The organism is Nocardia sp. FBN12 (assembly GCF_054031145.1).
The window spans coordinates 2,086,023-2,106,618 of the sequence record NZ_CM132926.1 but is presented as its reverse complement, the minus strand read 5'-3'; the positions used below and the strand labels follow the sequence as shown (position 1 = coordinate 2,106,618).

The window sequence follows — 20,596 nt, the reverse complement described above, 5'->3', positions numbered from 1 at the left end:
ACCTGATGCCTGCTCACGAAGGGCGAACCAGCGGTCGAGCCTGGTCAGAGGGCTGGGACGCGCGCAAACCCCAACGGCGGCGTAGGTACGCGGCCGGAACGCAGGTCGTGCCGGAAATCGGGGAGCAACGGCAGCATCTCGACATTGCGCGCGGCATAACAGCGCACCATCGGCAATGCGCGCGAGACCTCCGCGCGTTCGACCGGCTCGGCGTCGAGAAACGCGAGTGCGTCCAAGCCGAGGCCGAGAGTCCCCGCGATGCGGACGATCGAGGCCGATTTGCGGCCCCAACCGACCTCGACCGCCGAGAACATCTCGTACAGACCGTGGCGGTACAACGTGCGCATGGTTCTTGCTCGATCACCGCGCGCGGCCACGGCGTGCAGCACACCGCGCTCGCTCAGTTTCGTCAGCGTGCGCAGTGCCGGTGGGCGCAGCATGGTGCCGGTCTCGTCGTGGACGACACCCTCCCAGAGGGTCTCGTCCAGTTCCCAGACCAGACAACGGACGGCAGGTCGCATGGCGCTGAACTCTACAACCACTGATAGCGAAGAACCAGACTTGTGACCTGTCACTACCCGGGCTTTCCAGCGTGGGCCCCGCACCCAGAACCTGACAATCCATTCCGGTTTCGTTTGCAGTTCGTTAGGGTGGGGTTCGCTGGACAGCGGGGGGTACAGCCGAAACTGGCGAAGGGAACACAGATGTCCGTCCACAATCCACCCCGGCCGTCGCTGACCGTCTCGGGCAAGCCGATGTCGTTGCCACTCAAGGACGTTCGCGCACTGTCGCGGCAGATGGTCGGCCATTTCGTCGCCAACGTCGCCCCCTGCGGCACGCTACCCGGTGACGCCATCTCCGGCGATGTCACCACGATCACCCGGATCTGTCTGGAATTCGCGGTCGGCATGCTCGATGGGCGTGATATCCCCAGCCAATTGATGCGCCTGCAGGACGCGGCCAGCGCGTGGGCTCGTGAGGGCGTGCCGATCGACACGATCCACCACTCGATCGCCGAGGGCTTCAAGATCGGCCTCGACCTGGTCGTCTCGAGCGCGTCGGGCAATGACTTCGACAGCCTCGTCGGTGGCGTCAAGGTCGTGATGGAACTGCTCGACACGATCACCGCCCAGATCTCCCTCGCGTATGTGCGCGAGCTCCGCGGCGTGGTCAGCGAACACCACACGGCCGTCCACACCCTCACCTCCGCCCTGCTCGGCGGCCACAGCACCTCGACGATGGCCCGCGAATGCGGCATCACCATCGCCGAGACCTACACGGTCTTCGCCCTGGCGATCCCGCAGCACCGCGAGGAAGCCAATCCGGCGTTGGATTCGAAGGTCGTCGCCCGCCGCAAGCTGCGCCGGGTGCAGGCCGAACTGGCCAAGCGTTGCGGTGACTCGGCGCTGTCGCTGCTCAGTGTCGACGGCGGGACCGTACTCATTCCGGCCGACGCCTTCGACCGCGAGGGGCTGGCCGCGCTGGTCGCCCAGCTGTCCCAGGCCGCGCAGGTCGGGATCACCGCGGCGATGGTGGAAACGAGCACCACCGGGGTGCCCGACGCCGCCGATCAGGCCCACGAACTCCTCGACATGGTGCAGCGGCTCGACGTGACCTCGGGCCTGTACCGCTTCGACGAGCTCGCCCTGGAATACCAGCTGACCCGCCCCGGCCCCGGCCGCGAATTCCTCGGCTCGCTGCTCGATCCGCTGGATCAGTACCCCGAGCTGCTCGAAACCCTGCAGCGCCATATCGCCAACAATCTCAACCGCCAGCGCACCGCGCGGGTGCTGCACGTGCACACCAATACCGTCGACTACCGGCTCAAACGGATCGGCCAGCTCACCGGTTTCGATCCCACTCAGCCTTCGGGGCTGTGGTACCTGCGTTCCGCGCTGGTCGCGCGCAGCTACCGCTCGGTCCCAGCCTGATCCCGCACACGACGAAGGCGCTGCCCACGCGACGTGGCAGCGCCTTTGTCGTGCCGCGAACATGAGCGAAGGCGCTGCCCACCGTGGTGAGCAGCGCCTTCGTGTCGTTCTCAGCGGGAGCGGGTCACAAGGATCCGCCGCCACCGACAAGCCACGGGTTGAACGCGCAGGTCAACTGCGGGTTCTGCACCGGGTCGAGCGCCCGCAGCGCGATCGACAGCGCACGCGGTGAGTACATCATCGTCAGATGATCCGAGATGTCCTGCTCGCAGCCGTCCTGCAGGGTGATGTTGTTGACGGTCGCGCCCGGACCCGCCTTCAGGAACGTCAGCTCGTAGGGGTTGGTGACCTCGTCATAACGGGTACCGACGACGGTGTAATCGACACCGGCGACAGTGTCACCCCCCGCGTTGAGGTTGTTGACGAAATCCGAGCCGATCGTCTGCTGGATACCGGCGTGCCCGACGAAGATCTCGATCGGACCCAGGATGTCGATACCCAGGTTGTTGATCATGCGCCCCAGCGCACCGATGCCGTCGAGACTGGTGCCGTGGTGGGTGGCGCCGAAGGTGATCAGCTTGTTCACCTTGGCGGCGCCGCCCTCGAACTTGGTGTAGTGATTCGCCATCGACCCACCTTGCGAGTGCGCGATGATGTCGACCTCGTCCGAGCCGGTGGCCGCGAGAACCCGGTCGACGAACGCCGCGGTCTGCTTGGCCGAATCCTGGATGTAGCCGGTGCCCATGACACCGGGCAGGAACGAACCGAGCCCGCCACCTTCCATCATGTTCGAGCGGCCGTAGTTGAACGTGAACGTGCAGTAGCCGGCGTCCTTGATCGGCTGTCCCATGTAGGCGTAGCCGTTGTAGGCGTTCATCCAGGTGCCGTGCAGCAGCACGACCGGACGAGGATGCTCGGCGGTCGGCTTGCAGTTCCAGTCGTTCGTCCCTGGTGCGGCGGCATCGGGGTTGCCGAGACCGTAGGCGAACGCGGCGAGGAACGCCGTCGACTCCGGTCCGTAAGCACCGGGATCCGACGAATAGCCGCCCGAGGAGCCCGAACTGGACCCCGAACCGCCGTAGCAATCACCGGAGCCGTTACCCGACCCGGCACCGCTGCCGGAGGTGCACGCCGACCCCGACCCGGCGACCTGGCGGCCTTCGGAGACGATGCCGGCGAGATCCTGCTCGGTCGGCGCCGCAGCGGGAGCCGCGCTCGCCCCCGGCCCGGTGAGCACCATGGAGAGGGCACCGACACCGGCGAAGACCGCCGTGTGCAGCGTGCGTCTGCGACTGGGAGATTTCATGTGTTGACTTGTCTTCCTGTGCGATTCGAATATTCGTCGCCCCTTTTCAGCCGGGAGAACGAATGGCTTGTCGAAACCGCCCAAAACATAAGCCGCAGAAATCATTACACGACGATTGTCACGCGCTGTCTGGGTAGGTCACCACGTCCCGTCGAAAACCGCCATGACAGGGCACAGGAAAATATTCAGCATTCGCTGCGCGCGGGAACCCCGAGAAGTCGCTCGTCGAGCCACAGCATCGCCTCCGGATATCCGGTCGCCGCGCCGATGATGTGTTCACCGAGCACGCCGCGATACACCGCGCTGGCGCCGAGTTCGCACTGCTCGGCATAGAGATTGCGCGCACCCTCGGCGGGGATCCACCACTCTTGGTCACCGTTGTAGATATAGAGCGGAGCCGACGAGCGCATTCCTCGCATCCGGGTGATCTCGTAGATGTCGGTGGCCAGTTCCGAACGCAGCGGGTCGGCGATGTTGGCGCCGACATCGATCGGCAGGTGCAGGATTCCCGGCACCGCGAACACGCTGGCACACGTATCTTTCATGATCGACGTCGTGACCCAGCGCCCGAGATTGTTCATCGCGGCGAGAATTTCGGGGCGTTCCCGGCCGATCGCGAAGGTCGCGGCCATAAATATTCCGGAGGCGAGATTGGCATTCATACTGCGCGAAAGGATTTCGAAGTCGGCGGGCACGCCGCCCAATGCCGCGCCGACGATCGAATCGGCCAGTTCCGGTGCGTAGGAATCGATCAGCTTCGCCGCGCCGTGGGTGGCGATCGCGCCGCCGGAATAGCCGGTCATCGCGAAGCGGCTCTCGCCATAAGCCACCGGATCGATGCCGCGCACCGCCCGGATCGAGTCGAGCACAGCGTGCCCAGCGACGTACGGTTCGGCGTAGGCCATCCACGGACCCTGGTGGTCGGGCACCAGCACCGCGTACCCGCGCAACACCGCCAGTTGGGTGGTCGGCGGGATGAACTCGGTCGCACTGGATTGCGTGGTCAGACCGTGCGCCAGTGAGTAGCCCGGAGTGCACTTGCGCCCCAGCGCGTCGATCGGCAGGTTGTTCACCAGCACGGGGCGGTCGCCGGGACCGGTCCACTCGGTGGCGGGCACGATGAGGGTCGCCGTCGCGTAGGACGGTCTGCCGTGCGCGTCGTCGGTGCGGAATTTCAGCAGCGTCGCCGACCGGATGGGTACCAGGGTCAACCAGGCGGCGGTGCCGGTGACGTCGCGGGATTCGATCAGCTCGCCGGGCGACAACTCCGCGAGACCGACCGGCCACTGATCGAAGATCGGATCCCCGACCGCCGACGGGAGCACCGCCGCGTGCAGCGCCGCGAGCTCGGCGGCCGGATCGGCGGCGTTCGGCGGGATCGGTGAGGGAAGCACCTGGTCGATCCAGCGCTGCAGATCGGGCAGGAAACCCGGTGTCCCCACCTGTGGCACCGGGAATTCCTGGGTCGGCGGCGGATCGGCGGCGGCCGTGCCCGCCGTGAACGCGAACGCCAGCATCATCGAACAGACAAGTACTCGAACAGATCTCATGGCACACACGCCTTCGGGTGGCAACGGATTCGTCGATGACGTGCCACTATGCGGTGCTTCGACCCCGCCGAAACTCCCCCACCGCGCCGTCGTCAGAGCATTCACGCTACGGGCAGCGGCGAACTGACTTCGGCGTTGTGCCCGAGTCGTGTGCGCAATGCCGCTGTATCGCAACAAGAATCGCCCGGCACGGCACGAATCGACCCGGATCCGCGTCGGGGCGAACGGATCCGGGCCGAAACGAAACCGGACTCAGCAGGTGCTGGGCGCCGGTTCCCCCTGCAGCCGGGCATCGAGCCAACTCAGCGCGGAAGGCAGTCCGAGCACAGCTGCGGTCAGGTGGTCGGGTGTCGGTGTCTGCTGGCTGACAACCTTGGCGCCCGCAGCACACCAGCGCTGCGTGGTGGCGGTGATCGCGTCGACCGGGATGAGCCCGTCGATCGGCGAATGCCATTCGAAGACAGGCATAGTCGGCGCGCCGGGATACAGCTCGAGGCTGTTCTCCTCCACCACGGCGCGCGCTTCGGGGTCCTCCACCAGCGAAGTCGTCGCCGCGAAGTCGAGAATCCCGCGCCCTGCGCCCGCACCGAGGATGTCGTTGGTGCAGGCATCGCGAATCGACGCACGGGCGGCCAGACCGCTGGCGTTCATCTGATCGCTGATCGGAAACCGTTGGGGGTATTCCCGTTCCAGGCCGATCCCGGCGGCCAGCGCGAGCCCGAAGACCGGGTGCGACCCGAAGCCGAGACCCTCGAGCATCGACACCAGATTCATCGGCACCCCGCCCATCGCCGCCCCCGCGATCTGCAACTCGGGCGCGTACTCGGGCTGCAGCGCCGCCGCCCAAGCCGTCGCCATGCCGCCACCGGAATACCCGGCCATCGCGACCCGGCTGCCACTGATCCGCAACTGCTCGACCTGGCGCACCGCGCGGATGCCGTCGAGGGTCACCTGACCACCCAATTTCGCTGCGCCATACGCGAAATTGGGTCCGAGGTGGTCGGGCACGGCCATCGTCCACCCGCGCTTCAGTGCGTAGTTCCAGGCCACCGCCTCGCGCACCATCAGGTCCGGATCGTCGGTATAGAGGACTTTGGAGACCGAGCAGCGCGTGCCGAGCCCGTTGATGATGTGCTGGTAGGACAGCACGGGGGCATCGGTGCGGTGATTGTTCGGCTGGAGCACGGTTGTCGTCGCGGCGATCGGGTCGCCCGCGGAATTGGTGGAACGGAACTGGATCAGGGTGATCGTGGTGTCGGGGAACATCGCCAGCGGCGGCATCGGCCGCACACCGAGAACGTCACCGGGCTCGCTGTCGGCGATATCGGCCGGCTGGCTGTAGAAGGGATCGGGGTCGGCACTCGGGTACAGCGGTGCGGTGTGGCCCGCCGCGGCCGGCACCACGGTGAGCACCGCCGCCACCACACAGGCCAACAGTGTCCGGCCCGGCCGAGTGTGTCGTGCCGCGGTAACCCAGATCATGCGGCTGTCCCTCCCGTGTCGCTGCTGTCGAGAGCGATCTTCGCCGGTACCGTGGCTCCTCGTCGACGGGTCACCGCGAACATCGGCGGAGCTCACAACATCACCGGGTGCACGGTTGTGACCGGAGGCAGCCCACCGATGGGCGGACGCACCGCCGCGGCGACAGGTGGATTGTGAGATCTCCAAGCGAAATCGGAACGTGTTCCTCTCGATGGTGCAAGCCCTACCGTCGAGTAGGAAGGCGCTCACCAGTGCCGGGGCGAAAGGAGCACGCCATGATTCCCATCGACGAGAACATCGCCGCCACCCTCCACCGCATCGACCCGAACGAGATACCGACCCGGCGGATCACGGTGTACTTCGATGGCCCCACGCCCGAGGACGCACTGGTCCTGGAATACGCGGCGACTCAGGCCGAGGCCTGGGAATTCACCTCGGCGGCCGTGCATTCCGGCCTGCTGGTCACCGTCGACGGCCAGGTCGGCCCCGGCCTGCGCCGGTTGCCCTGCCGGTCGCTGTGGCACCGATGACCTCGACGCCGCCCCGCTAAGCTGGCGGGCGGGGCGCATCGGCCCCCGGTGAGGAGAAGGGGCAGACGTGGCACGGTGGCAGTTCCGGCTCGCTCTCGCCGCGACGGCCGTCCTCACCGGTTGCGGCTCGGCCGACATCGCGGATGTCGCGACCCCGACCACCACGACTACCCCGACGACGACCCGAAGGGTGCCCGCCACCATCGCACCGCCCACCACCACGGTCGATCCCTACGCGGGCCTTCCCCTCATCGACCACGTGAGCTGGACCGAGAACATCGACGGACCCCGGCTGCTCGTCTTCCCCACCCCGGCCGGCCGCAAGACCGCCGCACCCGGCACCGACGAGCTCGCCTGGCAGGAAGTGCGCGCCCTGGATGGCGGCGCCGACGCGCCGGGCATGCGCGACCAGTTCCTTTGCCACTGGGTGTGGGCGAGGATGGTGGCACCCGACAAACCGAGCTGGAATCTCGAACCGTGGCGGCCCGACGTCGGTTACCAGGCCACGGTATCGGCGAACTGCAATCCCGGCGGCCCCGAACGCTGATAGGAGCAACCATGCGCATCGTCATCGCCGGTGGACACGGCAAAATCGCTCTGCTGCTGGCTCAGATCCTGACCCGGCGTGGCGACCAGGTCCACGCGCTCATCCGAGAGCCGGGCCAGGCCGCCGATATCGCCGCGACCGGCGGCGTCCCGGTCATCTACGACATGGAGCGCGACACTCCCGCCGACCTCGCGGCCGCGGTCGCCGGTTCGGACGCGGTGGTATTCGCGGCGGGTGCCGGCGCGGGCAGCGGCGCGGCACGCAAATACACCGTCGACCTCAACGGTTCGGTGCAGCTGGCCGACGCCGCCGAGCACACCGGCGTCGCGCGGTTCGTGCAGATCTCGACGATGGGCGCGGGCAGCCCGCCCGCGCCGGGCACCGACGAGGTGTGGGCCGCCTACCTCGACGCCAAGACCCGCGCCGAGGAGGACCTGCGGACCCGCGCGCTGGCTTGGACGATCCTGCGGCCCGGGCAGCTCACCGACACCGAAGGCAACGGTCTGATCACGCTCGGGCCGCCGCCGATTCCGCGCGCCGCGGTACCGCGCGCCGATGTCGCCGCGACACTCGCGTCGATCTTGGTCGCGGACAACACCTTTCGACGCACGCTCGAGCTGGTTTCCGGAACGCAGCCGATCGACACGGCCGTCGCAGCTATTGAATAGCCAGAAATTAACTATCGCAATATATTTCACCCTTTCGGCATATGCGGAGTCGACCCGCGCCGCATTGTTGTCGCCCGGTGAACACAGCGAGCCGCCGGTCACGACACTATTCGCGCGCCACCTTCGGTGACGGCGGCGGCCACAGACCTGGATTCGCCGCTCAGAAGCGGAGAAACATGCTGCATCGAGACGGAATCGATCGTGCAGATGTGCTTGCATCTGAAAGTGTCCCCGTCCTAAACTCAGGGCCGCAACACAATTCAGGGGATAATCAGGGGAGGCCGCGAGCGGCACACCCGGGGCCAGGTTTGCCTTGGGTTTGCCACTGCCTGAGTAGCACAGGGGCATTCACATGAACAACACCACGGACCATTTCGGCCTCGCTGATCGCGCAGCGACCACCCATCCCGGCACCGCACAGTGGTCGAGGGAAAGCGCGGTCGCCTTCGTCATCGATGCCGTGGAATCCACCGGCGCGGCAACACGCAACGATTTCGATATCGACCGGATCGTGACCACCGCGCACGAGTTGGCCGACGACTGGGATCCGCACATGCTGACCCCTGATACTTTCTGGCGAATAGCCGCCGGCTGTATCCGGTACTGAACGGCGGATCGGTACCCGGGCTGTTCGACATCGCCGAGCGACCCGGCGTGAGTTCTGCGTGCCGGTGCCGCCCTGCGGTCAATCCCGCTCGGCGTAGGAGAGCAGAATCTCCCGTGAGCGGTCCGGCCGTTCGGCCTGGACGCTGAGCTGATCCATCACCGACAGATACATCGCGAGGTCCTGCCGGCGCTCGAGATAGAGCGCGCTGGTGAGTTGCTCGAGGTAGACGATGTCGGGCAGTTCCGGTTCGGCGAACCGCAGAATACTGAACGAACTGCCCGCCGCCGCGTGCCCGCCCGCCGCGTACGGCAGCACCTGCACCGTCACATTCGGCAGTTCCGAGAGCTCGGCCAGGTAGCGCAGCTGAGCCCGGTGCACCTCGCGGCCACCGATCGGACGGTGCAGCACGGCCTCGTCGATCACCGCCCACACCACCGGCGGGTCGATCCGGCGCAGCACATCCTGGCGCAACTGCCGAACCTGGACCCGACGGTCGGTGTCGGCGTCGTCGAAACCGAGAGTGACGATGGCCCTGGTGTACTCCGGCGTCTGTAGTAGGCCGGGTACCAACTGGGCCTCATAGGTACGAATCTTGCTGGCCGCCTGCTCGAGCCCGAGGTAGGTGCTGAACCACGACGGCAGCAGATCGCTGTAGCGATGCCACCAGCCGGGTTCGCTTGCCTGCCTTGCCAATTCGAAGAACGAGGTGCGTTCCGCGGCATCGTGCACGCCGTAGAGGGTGAGCAGATCCCGGATGTCACGTTCCTTGAAACCGGTGCGGCCCAGCTCGAGTCGGCTTATCTTGGCGTGCGAGCCGCGGATCGCGTCACCGGCGGCCTCGCGGGTGATGCCTTTACCCTCGCGTAGCTTGCGCAACTGGCCACCGAGCGCGATGCGCAACACGGTGGGGCCACGGTCTACAACAGGTTGTACGCGACCGATCTCGTCGGGTTCAGCCGTCATGGACCCAGATGTTACCGATTACCCGGTGAGGTAGTCGAACTCTCCGGCCTTCGCGCCGCGGATGAACGCGTCGATTTCGGGCCTGGTGTAGAAGATCACCGAGCCCTGTGGGTCGCGCGAGTTGCGCACAGCGACCGAACCATCGGCCGCTTCGGCGACCTCGACGCAGTTTCCGCTCGGGTTGCTGTAGGTACTCTTGCGCCACGCGCCGTCTCCCGGGCGTTCACGCTGATCATGCTGCATTCCGGACATACCGCACTCCTCGTTCTCGAATGATGCCCAACGGTACGAACATTGCAGATGCACGTACAAACGTTCTTGCATCCGCCTTGCGCGATGGGGACATTAACACGCGAAACGTGACCGCGCACCGGTCGGTACTTACCCGACGTCACGACCGGGGGGCGACTCCGGCCAAGTCGTCCAGCCCCCTGAATTCTTCAGCGCCACAACCTCATCCCGGCCCGACACGGCCCGAACGAACGTGCAGATGTGCTTGCATCCGAAAACGACCGGCCCGTACACTCGGCCCGAGATCACCGGGAGGTACCTCGGCTCCATCAGCCGGACCGGCCTTCCATCGCCGGATGGGAGGGGCTTCGATGAGCAGTCCGTTGCAGCGACACCTCGGTGCCGCAGGCGCACCGCCCACCGCGTGTAGCGACGAGCCGAACGGGCTCACCTACCGTCAGGCGCGCGAGATGCTACGCCAGCACGACATCCATGGACCACAGTGCCGCCAGTGGCTCGCCGCGGCGGCGTATCTGTCCGCGGGGCTGGACGACGAATAGTCCGGTTGTAACGTCTTCGTGCTGGTCAGACCGGTGCAAACCGGTCATACTTGGCGGCGACGACCGATCCGGACAGGTGGTGCGCGTATGCGGATAGCTGAGATCTTGCGCAACAAGGGCACGGCGGTCACCACCGTGCCACCGCGGACGACGGTGCGTGACCTACTGGCGGCCCTGGCCGAGCACAATATCGGCGCGGTGGTCGTCTCCCCCGACGGTGCGGTGATCGCGGGCATCGTGTCCGAACGCGATGTGGTGCGTCATCTCCACGCCCACGGTGCCGCGCTGCTGGATCGACCGGTCACCGACATCATGACGGCCAGGGTTCGCACCTGCGGGCCCGATGAGGATGTCTCGTCGCTGCGCGATGTGATGACCGAGCATCGGATCCGGCACATGCCGGTGGTGGAGTCCGACCGGCTGATCGGCATCGTCAGCATCGGCGACGTGGTGAAGAGCGAGATCACCGAACTGGCCGCCGAACGCGAGCACCTGGTCGAGTACCTCCAAGGCAACTACTGAGCGCAACGCCGCCCCACGGCAGCCGAAAAGCGTTGCGCCTGAGAATTCTTCGCGAGCCGTACCAGAAACGTGCGTATCGTTGAACAGGTGCACCCCGCCCGGCCCGAGCTCGCCGCAGCATCGGTGACGCGGCACGCGCCGACTCCGGTGCCCGCCTCGATCCGGTCGCGGTTTCCCGCCCTGACCGATCCCTCGGTGGTCTATCTCGACAGCGCCGCGACGACGCAGAAGCCCGACACCGTCATCGCGGCGGTCACCGGCTACCACCGCGAGCACACCGCCAATCCGGGCCGCGGCACCTATGGTTGGGCCACCTCGCTGTCCGCGCGGATCGCCGCCGTCCGCACCAGGGCGGCCGGTTTCGTCGGCGCGCAGCACTGCGACGAAATCGTGTTCACCGGCGGGGCCACCGCCGCGCTCGGCGCGATCGCGCACAGTTGGGGCCTGGCAGACCTGAACGACGGCGACGAAATCCTCTACAACCCCGCCGATCACGCCGCCAATGTGCTGCCGTGGCATCACCTGCGCGACACCCTCGCCAGATTCGGCCGCCGAATCGTGCTGCGGCCCTACCGCAGCACCGCGACCGGCGAGGCCGACATCGACGACATCCTGGACCTGGTCGGTCCGCGCACCCGGCTGATCACCACCAGCCACCTGCATCACGTGTACGGCGGACTCACAACCCTCGAAGAGTTGCACGGCCGGATCGACCCCGCCATCCTGCTGTGCTTCGATTGCGCGCAGAGTGGTGGGCACCTACCGGTCGACGTGACAGCTCTGCGCGCCGATTTCGCGGTCTTCGCGGGGCACAAGATGTTCGGCGCGCCCGGCACCGGCCTGCTGTACTGCCATCGCCGGGTGCACGACAGGCTGCGGCCCTTCCTGCCCGGCGGGCAGTCCGGGGTCAGGATCACCGACGCCGGTCTGATCGGCACCGGCATGCCCGAACTGCTCGAGGGCGGCACACCCGATATCCCCGGGATCCTCTCCCTCGCACCGGCTTTCGATCTGCTGGACGAAGTGGACCGGTTCGCTGTCGCCGCGCACAACCAGGTGCTCACCCTGCGGCTCATCGCTGGCCTGCGCGAGATTGCCGGACTCGACTTCCTCCCCGGCCCCGCGCACGCCGCGTGCGCCGTGGGCTACGGGATCGTGTCGTTCACGCTCGACTCGATCACCGCGGCCGATCTCGGGTTCGTGCTGGCCGATGCCGGATTCCTGGTGCGCACCGGCGCGCACTGCGTGCCGTCCGCCGATGCCGCGAGTGGTTCGGTGCGGGTGAGTACCCAGCTCTACAACACCCTCGACGAGATCGACCGATTCGTCGCCTGCGTGTCCGGCATCGCCGGGCACGGGCGCTGACCTGTCCGCCAAGCCCCGACGCCGAGGAGGAACGATGGGTACACCCACCGTGCAGCACTACGATCGCCGCGCCGCGTCCCGGGTACTGGCCCGACTGGCCGCCCCCGGATTCCTCGCGGCCACCGACCCGCCACCTCCGGTCCGGATCAGCTTCCGGGCCACCGCATTACAGCCCGAGGCGGGTGCCGCGCTGACGCAATCCCAGCGGATGTATCTGGAACGGTTCATGCGACCGTGCCGTCCCGACCAGGTGACCAGCGCGACCCACCGCCTCACCTGGACCGACAGCGCGGGCATCCCCAACACCGGGTACTTCCACACCTCGGGCGCCGGCCCTGAGCTCGCGGTGATCGCCCGTGAAACGGTTCTCGCACTGTGGCATTCACTGTCCGCATCGGCTCTGCCGGCGCGGGCAGCGGCGCTGTCGGCCCACGATCGCGGCGTCCTCGCCGCGACCACCACCGATCACGACCCGCACGAGATCTTCCGGGTCGGGGTCGAGGCCACAGGACGGGCGCTGGTGCAGCACGGACTGATCGCCGCCGATACCCCCTATCGCGGGGTTGCCGCATTCGCCAGGGGCATGCGCGATTCCGGTATCTTCACCGCCGTCGCCACCCGCTGGTTCTGGGAGTTGCAGGCGTCGACCTTCCGGCGCGGGATGATCCCGGTGCGCCTGGCCACCCAACCCGATGGGCTGGTGCGCTACACCGCCGACTCGATCGCTGTCCTGCGAGCGATGAAGGACGCGACGATCGCCGACGCGCACGCGGTGATGCGTCGCGCGACCACCGACGAAGGCCTCGACACCGAGGCGGCCGTCGCGAAGTACCACGACGACCTCGATCTGATCTCACGGCAGTACGCACTGCTCCCGGCCGATGCCCGACCCGCCTGCCTCGCGGCCACTCAGCACGACATCGACGGTGTTGCCGTGCATGTCCTCGGTGCGGTCGCCGACCGGTTCGTCGAGACCTTCGCCGCGCTGGCGGGCTCGGTGGAGGTGGTCGAGGATACGGCGGTGGAACCGTCCGGAATCGAGGGTGCCGACGATGACGGTGTCTTCTACGTGCCCGATATGAGCTGCCGGCACTGCGTGCGGACGATCACCGCCCTGCTCGAATCGATGGATATCCCGGTCGTCGAAGTCGATCTGGAATCCAAGCGGGTGATCGCCCGGATCCGAAGCCCGCGCAATCGGTTCCGGGTGTTCGAGGCCTTGCGCGACGGTGGCTACAACCCGGTCGACGATGTGCCCGCACCGGCACCCGGCGCGTCGATGGGATGATCCCGCCCGCCGTTCCCGCCGCGCTGCATCCGCTCGTCGCCGCGTTTCTCGCCGACCGCGACGGCGTACGTGCCGCGCTGCATCGCTATGGCTCTCCCCTGCACCTGGTGTTCCCGCAGATCTTCACCGCCAACCTCGCGGCGCTGCGCACCGTGCTCGACACCGGCGCCTTCCGGCATCGAATCTGCTACGCACACAAGGTGAATCGCTCGGCGACGTTCGCCCGGACCGCCGCGCACGCGGGGATATCCGTCGATGTGGCATCCGCCGCGGAGTTGCGCTCCGCACTGGCTGCCGGATTTCGCGCCGACCGGATCGAGGTGACCGGACCCAAGGGCGCCGCCATGCTGCGGGCCGCGCTGTCGGCGGGGATCACGGTGAATGTGGACAATCTCTGGGAGCTCGCGACCCTGGCCGAACTGATCCCGCCGGGGCCGGCGGTGCCGGTGCTACTGCGTGTTTCGGGATTCCGCGGCAGCTCGCCGAGCCGGTTCGGCATCGATCTGGCAGATATCGCGACAGCCTTGGATCTGCTCGTGCTGCACCGAGATCGGTTGCGGCTACTGGGCTTCGCCTTCCATCTCGATACCGCCGCCACCACGGAACGGGTCAACGCGGTCGGCGACTGTCTCGACCTGATCGAACGCGCCTACGGGCACGGTCTCACGCCCACAGTGCTCGATATCGGCGGCGGCCTGCGCCAGGTATTCACCGCTGACGCCGCGGGCTACGACGCCTACGACCACGCACTGCGGACGGGCCTGCTCGGACGAGGTCCCGCGATGCACTGGGGCAACAACACTTTCGGCTACCACGTCGCCGAGGGAATGGTGCACGGCGGTCCGGTGTTCCACAAGTACGCCAATACCGAACCCGCTGCCACCATCCTCGCCGAGCTGCTCGCCGCCCCACTGCCCGGCCACGGCGGACGGGCACTGGGGGCGGTGCTCACCGACAATCTGCTCGATCTGTGGCTCGAGCCGGGCAAGGCGCTGGTCGACCACGCCGGAATCACCGTGGCGCAGGTCGAATTCGTCAAACAGGCGGGCAACGGCGCGACGCTGGTACATCTGGACCTCAGCCGCGACACCGTCACCGCCGCCGACCAGGAGGTGCTCATCGATCCGATCGTGCTGGCTGCCGATACCGAATCCCCGCCTGTCGGTGTGTATTTCGCGGGACACCTGTGCCTCGAGCGCGACCTGATCACCCAGCGCAAGGTCCGGGTCGCGAACCTGCCCGCGCCGGGCGATCCCGTGGTGTTCGCCAATACCGCCGCCTATCACATGGATCTGTCGGCCGCACAGGCCAGCATGCACCCGGGTCCGACAAAAGTCGCTGTCCTGCACCGTGAGGGACAGTTCGTACTCTGCCCCGATGCTGACTATCGCCCCGGTGACCGGTGATGGTCTACACCCACATCACCGAGCTGATCGGCAACACTCCGCTGTTGCGCCTCGATCCCGCCGTCCACGGGCTGCCCGGGGTCGACCTGTACGCGAAGCTGGAGTCGCACAACCCTTTCGGCTCGGTGAAGGACCGCGTCGCCTGGGCGATGATTCGCGATGACCTCGAGCACATCACCGCGGACGAACAGTCGTTCATCGAGGCCTCCAGCGGCAATACCGCCAAAGCGCTGCGGGTACTCGGCGCGCTGCACGGCATTCCGCTGCGCGCGGTCACCAACCGGATCAGGGTGGGCGAGGTCCGCCAATTGCTGCAGCTGCTCGGGACCGAGATCGTGGAACTTCCCGGCCTGTCGGAATGCCCCGATCCCCATGCGGCCGACGATGTTTCGGCGGTGATCGAGCAAACGGTCAGTCAGGCGCCGGGCCGCTGGTACCACCCCTCGCAATACACGAACGAGCGCAATGTCGCGGCCCATCACGATGGCACCGGCACCGAGATCGCCACCGATCTCGCGGACGCGGGTATCGATCACCTCGACTACCTGATCGGCGGCCTCGGCACCACGGGCTCGACGCGCGGCACCGCGACCGCACTGCTGGCCGAGCATCCGGGCCTGCGCACCATCGGAGTGGTGTCGGACCGGTTCGACTTCATCCCCGGCATTCGCTCCGAGCGCGAGATGTGGGATGTCGGGCTGTTCCGGCCGGACTTCTACGACGAGATCGTCACCGTCGACTCCGCCGCCGCCATCGAGTCGACCCTGGAGCTTGTCCGCGGCTACGGCGTCCTCGCCGGACCGACCAGCGGCGCAGGCTATTTCGCCGCCTTGCGCACCCTCGCGGCGGCACCGCGCCCCGAGGGCAGACCGCTGGTGGCGGTGTTGATCGTGTGCGACCGGATCGAACCGTACCTGTCCTATTTCGCCAAGCGCAGGCCCGACCTGTTCGGCAAGCCGACCGCGCCCGCGCCGCCGAGCCCTGACGACACCGCGCCCACGCTGTCGCCCGCCGCACTGGCCGAACTCGACCGCACCGGCAGGCCGACCATCGTCGACACCCGTGGCGCGATGGCCTATCGCGTCGGGCACGTCCCCGGCGCGCTCAACATCCGCGACGACCAGCTCGACGACATGCTCACCCAGGGTGTGCCGTTTCCACGGTCACGGCCGGTGGTGTTCGTCTGCCCGGTGGGCGAAACCTCGTTGCGCTTCGCCGCACTGGCCCACCGCGCGGGCTATGACGCGTTCAGCCTGGCGGGCGGCATCGTCGCGTGGCGCGACGGGGGCTACGCCATGGAGCGCGGTGGCTGATCAGACGAGCACCCTGGTCGCGCGGCGGGCGGTGCTCAGCGAGCCGGCGCGGCCGGAACTCGCCAGCAACACCGTCAGCGGGCCGCGGTATCCACCGGCGAGCAACCCGACGACCGCACGGAAACGGGCCACGAACTGCTGTGCGGTCGCCTCGTCGAACCGGGCGATCGGATAGCGGAACGACCCGTCGACACCGGCGGGTGCGCCCAGCTGGTCGTAGTGATCGGTGAGCCCGAACTCGAGGTCGTGCTTGGCCCTGATCACACCGGTCGGCATCTCGGTGATCGAAAGCCCCTGCGCCGGCACCTGTTCGGTGGATGTGCGCGGCGTCTCGGCGCGCTGGAGGATGAGCGTCGCCTGGAACAGTGGGAGCGCGGCGTCCTGGAGCAGGCAGCGTTTCAAGCGCGGGTTGGGAGTGTCGGGGTGGGCGAAGGCGGCGAGCGCGACCCGGCGGACCTGATCGAGCAGCTCGTCGACATCGCTCGCGCGGTCGAGGCGGACGCGCATCAGCACGTCATCGGAGAAATTGCCGACGAGGTCGTCGAGCAGTCGGTGATCGCGGCCCGACACCGCCGTGGCGACAGTGACATCGGCGCTGCGCGCGAACGCACCGACGGTGAGGGCGAACGCGGCCTGCAACACCATGAACAGACTCGCCCGGCCGTCCTGCGCCAAGCGCAGCAGCCCGGCGTGGGTCGCGGCGTCGAGCGAAATCGGTAGCAGCGCACCGGCAACCGGGTCGATCGGTGTCGTCGGCTGTTCGCGCGTCGGCAGGTCGAGCAGGGCGGGACGGCCCGCCAGCGCGTTGGCCCAGTACCGCAGCTGATGGGTGGCGCGGCTCCACTCATCGGTGAACTCACCGAGTTGCTCGTGCTTCCACAGGGTGTAGTCGCGGTAGCTGATCGGCAGCGGCTGCCACTGCGGGGTGGTGCCCGCGCGGCAGGCAAGGTAGGCCGTGACCAGGTCGCGGATCAGCGGGCCCATCGAGCGGCCGTCGACCGAGATGTGGTGCACGACAAGGGCGAGCACCACATCGTCGGGACCGAGTACGAACAGCCGCGCACGCACCGGCAGATCGCGGGCGAGGTCGAAGGGCTGCCCGGCCAGGGCGGCGACCGCGGGGGCGAGTTCGGCCGCACCGATGCCGCATTCGACCACGTCGAGGACGACATCGTCGGGGTCCATCACCTGCTGAGCGGGGCCCCGGTCGGTTGCCGGATAGCGGGTGCGCAGCGGATCATGGCGGGCGACAACGAGTTCCAGCGCCCTCCGCAGCGCGGCCACGTCGACGGCCGCGCCGCGCAAGCGCATGGCACGCGCGACATTCCAGTCCGCCGAACCGCCGAGCCGCGCGCTGTGCCACATCCGTTCCTGGGCGGGCGCGAGCGGAACATGGTCCGGACACGGCCGTGGCGCGAGGACCGGTGGTGTGGAAGGCCGGAGACACACCGGGTCACGCCCCTTGCGCGCGGTCGCCACCAGCACGCCGCGACCTGCGTCGAAACCCCCCGATCTCATCCCCACACCGGGGTCAACCACGCGTCTGCAACCTCCGCACCGTTCCGACAGGTGAGCGACGCTAATGACCCGATATGAACACGCAGTTACCGGATCGTGACCATGCTCGGTCAGCCCGACCGCATCGCGGATCCGCGGATTTCGCCGACTATCCACTTTCCGGGCGAAATCGCCCAAAAGCCGCGTTAGAGTAGCGACGGGAAAGTTGAGCGAGGAGTGTGTTGGTGTCCATCGGGAAATTGGTGTCGTTCGACGGTTCACGGGGTTTCGGGTTCATCCGGCCCGATGACGGCGGGCCCGATGTTTTCGTCCATGTCAACGACATCGGCCTCGACGAGGACGAACTGCGGCAGGGTCGCCTGTTCGAATTCGATGTGACCGAGGGTGACCGTGGCCCCAAGGCGATCAACCTGACCGGGGTCGGCCAGGCCGTCGCGGCGCCGAAGGTACGCAAGACCGGCGACCCGCTCGGCCCCGATGAGCTGCGTCAGCAGATCACCGAGCTGCTGCTCGAGGCCTCTCCGGCGCTCACCGCGGCCGAGATCATCACCATTCGCGACCGATTCACCACCTTCGCCGACGAGCGCGGCTGGCTCGACAGCTGATCGCGACGCCGCGCGCACCCGATCTTGCGCGCACCTGTCGGTCCCTCGTCCTAGGATCGCCTCACACACCGATGAATCGGGCGTGCTCGCGTCGTCGACACGGGTGAACACACCCGCGAGGAGGATCGGATGGATCTACCGGTGATGCCGCCAGTGCGCCCCATGCTGGCCAAGTCGACGCCGTCGCTACCGCGCGAACCCGGGCTCAGCTATGAGCCCAAGTGGGACGGCTTCCGCTGCATCGTGTTCCGCGACGGCGACGAGATCGAGCTCGGCTCCCGCAACGATCGCCCGCTCACCCGCTATTTTCCGGAGCTGGCCGAGCTGCTGAAAGCCGCGCTGCCGCAACGCTGTGTCGTGGACGGGGAGATCGTGGTCGTCACCGATCAGGGCCTGGATTTCGATACCTTGCAGCAGCGGTTGCATCCGGCCGCGTCGCGGGTGAACAAGCTCGCCGCGCAGACTCCGGCCAGTTTCGTAGCCTTCGATCTGCTGGCCCTCGGCGATCGCGATCTCACCACAGAGCCCTTCGCCGATCGGCGCCGTGAGCTCGAATCGTTGCTGGAGGCCGCGCCGGGCCGGATCCATCTCACCCCGATCACCCAGGATCCCGACGTGGCGCAGGATTGGTTCACCCGATTCGAAGGCGCGGGCTTCGACGGCGTGATGGCCAAGTCCGACGAGCAGACCTATCTGCAGGACAAGCGAGTGATGCTCAAGATCAAGCACGAACGCACCGCCGACTGTGTGGTCGCCGGCTACCGGATGCACAAGGACGGCGAGGGCGTCGGTTCGCTGCTGCTCGGCTTGTTCGACGACGACGGCAACCTCAATCACGTCGGCGTTGCGTCGAGTTTCACCGCGGCCCGGCGCCGCGAACTGCTCGGCGAGCTGGCGCCATTACGGGAGAACGCCCTCGACGACCATCCGTGGCGCAACTGGGCCGACGCCGCCGCCCAGGCCGGTGCCGACGGCAAGATGCCCGGCGGGCAGAGTCGCTGGAGCGGCGGCAAGGACCTGTCGTGGGAGCCGTTGCGGCCGGAGCTCGTCGCCGAGGTGCGCTACGAGCACGTGCAGTCGGGACGGTTCCGGCACGGCGGGCGGCTGGCACGGTTCCGAGCCGACCGCACCCCGGATTCGTGCACCTACGCCCAACTCGACGAAGTGGCGCCCGCCGAACTCGACGCGATCTTCGGAATCGGCCGATGAGCGCCGCGGTGGAACTCGACGTCGACGGCCGTGGGCTCACGATCAGCAATCCCGACAAGGTCTACTTCACCAAGCGCGGGGAGACCAAGCTCGATCTGGTCAACTACTACCGGGCCGTCGCCGAACCGCTGCTCGGCGTGATCGGCGGCCGTCCGCTGCTGCTGGAACGTTATCCCGACGGCGCGTCGGGCAAATCGTGGTTCCAGAAGCGGGTGCCGAAGTCGGCGCCGGACTGGCTGCGGACCGTCGAGGTTTCCACCCCGAACGGCACCACCAGCGACGCGCTGGTCGCCCACGACCTCGCGCACATCCTGTGGGCGGTGAATCAGGGCTGCCTCGGTTTTCACGTGTGGCCCAATCACGTTCCCGATCTGCGGATCGCCGACGAGCTGCGCATCGACCTCGATCCCTCGCCCGGCATCGGTTTCGACGATCTGCGCCAGGCCGCGGTGCGCACGCGCGAACTGCTCGCCGAACTCGGTATCGACTCGTCGATCAAGACCTCGGGTTCGCGTGGCCTGCACATCTACGCGGCACTGGAGCCGCGCTGGGACGGTTACGAGGTGCGGGCGGCCGCGGTGGCGATGGCCAGGGAGCTCGAACGCAGGCACCCCGAGGAGATCACGGCGCAGTGGTGGAAGGAGGAACGCGGTTCGCGTGTGTTCATCGATTTCAATCAGAACGCACCGCACAAGACCGTGTTCGGTGCCTGGTCGGTGCGGCCGAAGGTCGGCGGCCAGGTGTCGACGCCGATCACCTGGGCCGAACTCGACACGGTCGTCCCCGATGAACTCACCCTTGCCACCGTGCCCGCCCGGCTCGCCGCATCGGGTGATCCGTGGGCGAACCGGGCGCCGCAGTCGATCGAACCACTCCTGGAAATGTCGGAGCGCGACATGGCAGCGGGACTGATGGACGCACCGTGGCCGCCGCAGTACCCGAAGATGCCGAACGAGCCGCCGCGCGTCCAGCCGAGCCGGGCCAAGAAGGACTGA

General features: G+C 67.5%; 21 protein-coding genes. 14 read left to right on the top strand and 7 right to left on the bottom strand.

The window, feature by feature from the left end; all coding sequences use genetic code 11:
• Positions 1–44 precede the first annotated feature (44 nt).
• On the bottom strand, positions 45–521 hold the full coding sequence (locus tag ACWZHB_RS10295; protein WP_427907708.1) for an HAD-IIIC family phosphatase: 477 nt from the start codon (positions 519–521) through the stop codon (positions 45–47).
• 183 nt (positions 522–704) lie between these two features.
• On the opposite strand from ACWZHB_RS10295, the gene ACWZHB_RS10290 reads away from it, so the two are divergent.
• On the top strand, positions 705–1,931 hold the full coding sequence (locus tag ACWZHB_RS10290) for a PucR family transcriptional regulator (protein ID WP_427907707.1): 1,227 nt from the start codon (positions 705–707) through the stop codon (positions 1,929–1,931).
• A 124-nt stretch (positions 1,932–2,055) separates the two neighbouring features.
• Here ACWZHB_RS10290 and ACWZHB_RS10285 read toward each other — a convergent pair whose 3' ends face one another.
• From ACWZHB_RS10285 to ACWZHB_RS10275, 3 genes are all read right to left on the bottom strand, one after another.
• Positions 2,056–3,237, bottom strand: coding sequence for an esterase/lipase family protein (locus tag ACWZHB_RS10285; protein ID WP_427907706.1), 1,182 nt, complete (start codon positions 3,235–3,237; stop codon positions 2,056–2,058).
• 185 nt (positions 3,238–3,422) lie between these two features.
• Positions 3,423–4,787: a lipase family protein gene (locus ACWZHB_RS10280; RefSeq protein WP_427907705.1), complete on the bottom strand. Its 1,365-nt coding sequence runs from the start codon at positions 4,785–4,787 to the stop codon at positions 3,423–3,425.
• 252 nt (positions 4,788–5,039) lie between these two features.
• Positions 5,040–6,269 (bottom strand): lipase family protein, encoded by a 1,230-nt coding sequence (locus tag ACWZHB_RS10275; protein WP_427907704.1) that lies wholly within the window; start codon positions 6,267–6,269, stop codon positions 5,040–5,042.
• A 275-nt stretch (positions 6,270–6,544) separates the two neighbouring features.
• Here ACWZHB_RS10275 and ACWZHB_RS10270 point away from each other — a divergent pair, with 275 nt between their 5' ends.
• From ACWZHB_RS10270 to ACWZHB_RS10255, 4 genes are all read left to right on the top strand, one after another.
• The gene (locus ACWZHB_RS10270) at positions 6,545–6,799 is read left to right on the top strand and encodes a hypothetical protein (RefSeq protein ID WP_427907703.1); all 255 of its coding nucleotides are present in this window, start codon (positions 6,545–6,547) and stop codon (positions 6,797–6,799) included.
• Between the two features lie 67 nt (positions 6,800–6,866).
• Positions 6,867–7,346: a DUF2599 domain-containing protein gene (locus ACWZHB_RS10265; RefSeq protein ID WP_427907702.1), complete on the top strand. Its 480-nt coding sequence runs from the start codon at positions 6,867–6,869 to the stop codon at positions 7,344–7,346.
• 11 nt (positions 7,347–7,357) lie between these two features.
• Entirely contained in the window at positions 7,358–8,014 is a 657-nt protein-coding gene (locus tag ACWZHB_RS10260; RefSeq protein WP_427907701.1) for an SDR family oxidoreductase, read from the top strand.
• 352 nt (positions 8,015–8,366) lie between these two features.
• The gene (locus ACWZHB_RS10255) at positions 8,367–8,621 is read left to right on the top strand and encodes a hypothetical protein (protein WP_427907700.1); all 255 of its coding nucleotides are present in this window, start codon (positions 8,367–8,369) and stop codon (positions 8,619–8,621) included.
• 78 nt (positions 8,622–8,699) lie between these two features.
• On the opposite strand, the gene ACWZHB_RS10250 is transcribed toward ACWZHB_RS10255, so the two are convergent.
• Positions 8,700–9,584: a helix-turn-helix domain-containing protein gene (locus ACWZHB_RS10250; protein ID WP_427907699.1), complete on the bottom strand. Its 885-nt coding sequence runs from the start codon at positions 9,582–9,584 to the stop codon at positions 8,700–8,702.
• An 18-nt stretch (positions 9,585–9,602) separates the two neighbouring features.
• Complete coding sequence (locus tag ACWZHB_RS10245; RefSeq protein ID WP_056817490.1) at positions 9,603–9,836, bottom strand: DUF397 domain-containing protein; 234 nt, start codon at positions 9,834–9,836, stop codon at positions 9,603–9,605.
• Positions 9,837–10,186: 350 nt separating this feature from the next.
• On the opposite strand from ACWZHB_RS10245, the gene ACWZHB_RS10240 reads away from it, so the two are divergent.
• The 6 genes from ACWZHB_RS10240 (at position 10,187) to ACWZHB_RS10215 (ending at position 16,269) form a co-directional block, all read left to right on the top strand.
• The gene (locus ACWZHB_RS10240; protein WP_427907698.1) at positions 10,187–10,375 is read left to right on the top strand and encodes a hypothetical protein; all 189 of its coding nucleotides are present in this window, start codon (positions 10,187–10,189) and stop codon (positions 10,373–10,375) included.
• Between the two features lie 87 nt (positions 10,376–10,462).
• On the top strand, positions 10,463–10,897 hold the full coding sequence (locus ACWZHB_RS10235; protein WP_427907697.1) for a CBS domain-containing protein: 435 nt from the start codon (positions 10,463–10,465) through the stop codon (positions 10,895–10,897).
• 87 nt (positions 10,898–10,984) lie between these two features.
• Positions 10,985–12,262 carry an aminotransferase class V-fold PLP-dependent enzyme gene (locus ACWZHB_RS10230; RefSeq protein WP_427907696.1) on the top strand — a complete coding sequence of 426 codons (1,278 nt, stop codon included), beginning with the start codon at positions 10,985–10,987 and terminating at the stop codon, positions 12,260–12,262.
• A gap of 34 nt (positions 12,263–12,296) precedes the next feature.
• Positions 12,297–13,550, top strand: coding sequence for a heavy-metal-associated domain-containing protein (locus ACWZHB_RS10225; RefSeq protein WP_427907695.1), 1,254 nt, complete (start codon positions 12,297–12,299; stop codon positions 13,548–13,550).
• Positions 13,547–14,956: a type III PLP-dependent enzyme domain-containing protein gene (locus tag ACWZHB_RS10220; protein WP_427907694.1), complete on the top strand. Its 1,410-nt coding sequence runs from the start codon at positions 13,547–13,549 to the stop codon at positions 14,954–14,956. The genes ACWZHB_RS10225 and ACWZHB_RS10220 overlap by 4 nt, the downstream gene beginning before the upstream one ends.
• Entirely contained in the window at positions 14,956–16,269 is a 1,314-nt protein-coding gene (locus tag ACWZHB_RS10215) for a pyridoxal-phosphate dependent enzyme (RefSeq protein ID WP_427907693.1), read from the top strand. Before ACWZHB_RS10220 ends, ACWZHB_RS10215 begins: the two co-directional genes overlap by 1 nt.
• On the opposite strand, the gene ACWZHB_RS10210 is transcribed toward ACWZHB_RS10215, so the two are convergent.
• Complete coding sequence (locus ACWZHB_RS10210; protein ID WP_427907692.1) at positions 16,270–17,787, bottom strand: condensation domain-containing protein; 1,518 nt, start codon at positions 17,785–17,787, stop codon at positions 16,270–16,272.
• 218 nt (positions 17,788–18,005) lie between these two features.
• On the opposite strand from ACWZHB_RS10210, the gene ACWZHB_RS10205 reads away from it, so the two are divergent.
• From ACWZHB_RS10205 to ligD, 3 genes are all read left to right on the top strand, one after another.
• A complete protein-coding gene (locus ACWZHB_RS10205; protein WP_427907691.1) occupies positions 18,006–18,392 on the top strand; it encodes a cold shock domain-containing protein in 387 nt (128 codons plus the stop codon).
• A 129-nt stretch (positions 18,393–18,521) separates the two neighbouring features.
• Positions 18,522–19,601 (top strand): ATP-dependent DNA ligase, encoded by a 1,080-nt coding sequence (locus ACWZHB_RS10200; protein WP_427907690.1) that lies wholly within the window; start codon positions 18,522–18,524, stop codon positions 19,599–19,601.
• Complete coding sequence (ligD, locus tag ACWZHB_RS10195) at positions 19,598–20,596, top strand: non-homologous end-joining DNA ligase (protein WP_427907689.1); 999 nt, start codon at positions 19,598–19,600, stop codon at positions 20,594–20,596. Before ACWZHB_RS10200 ends, ligD begins: the two co-directional genes overlap by 4 nt.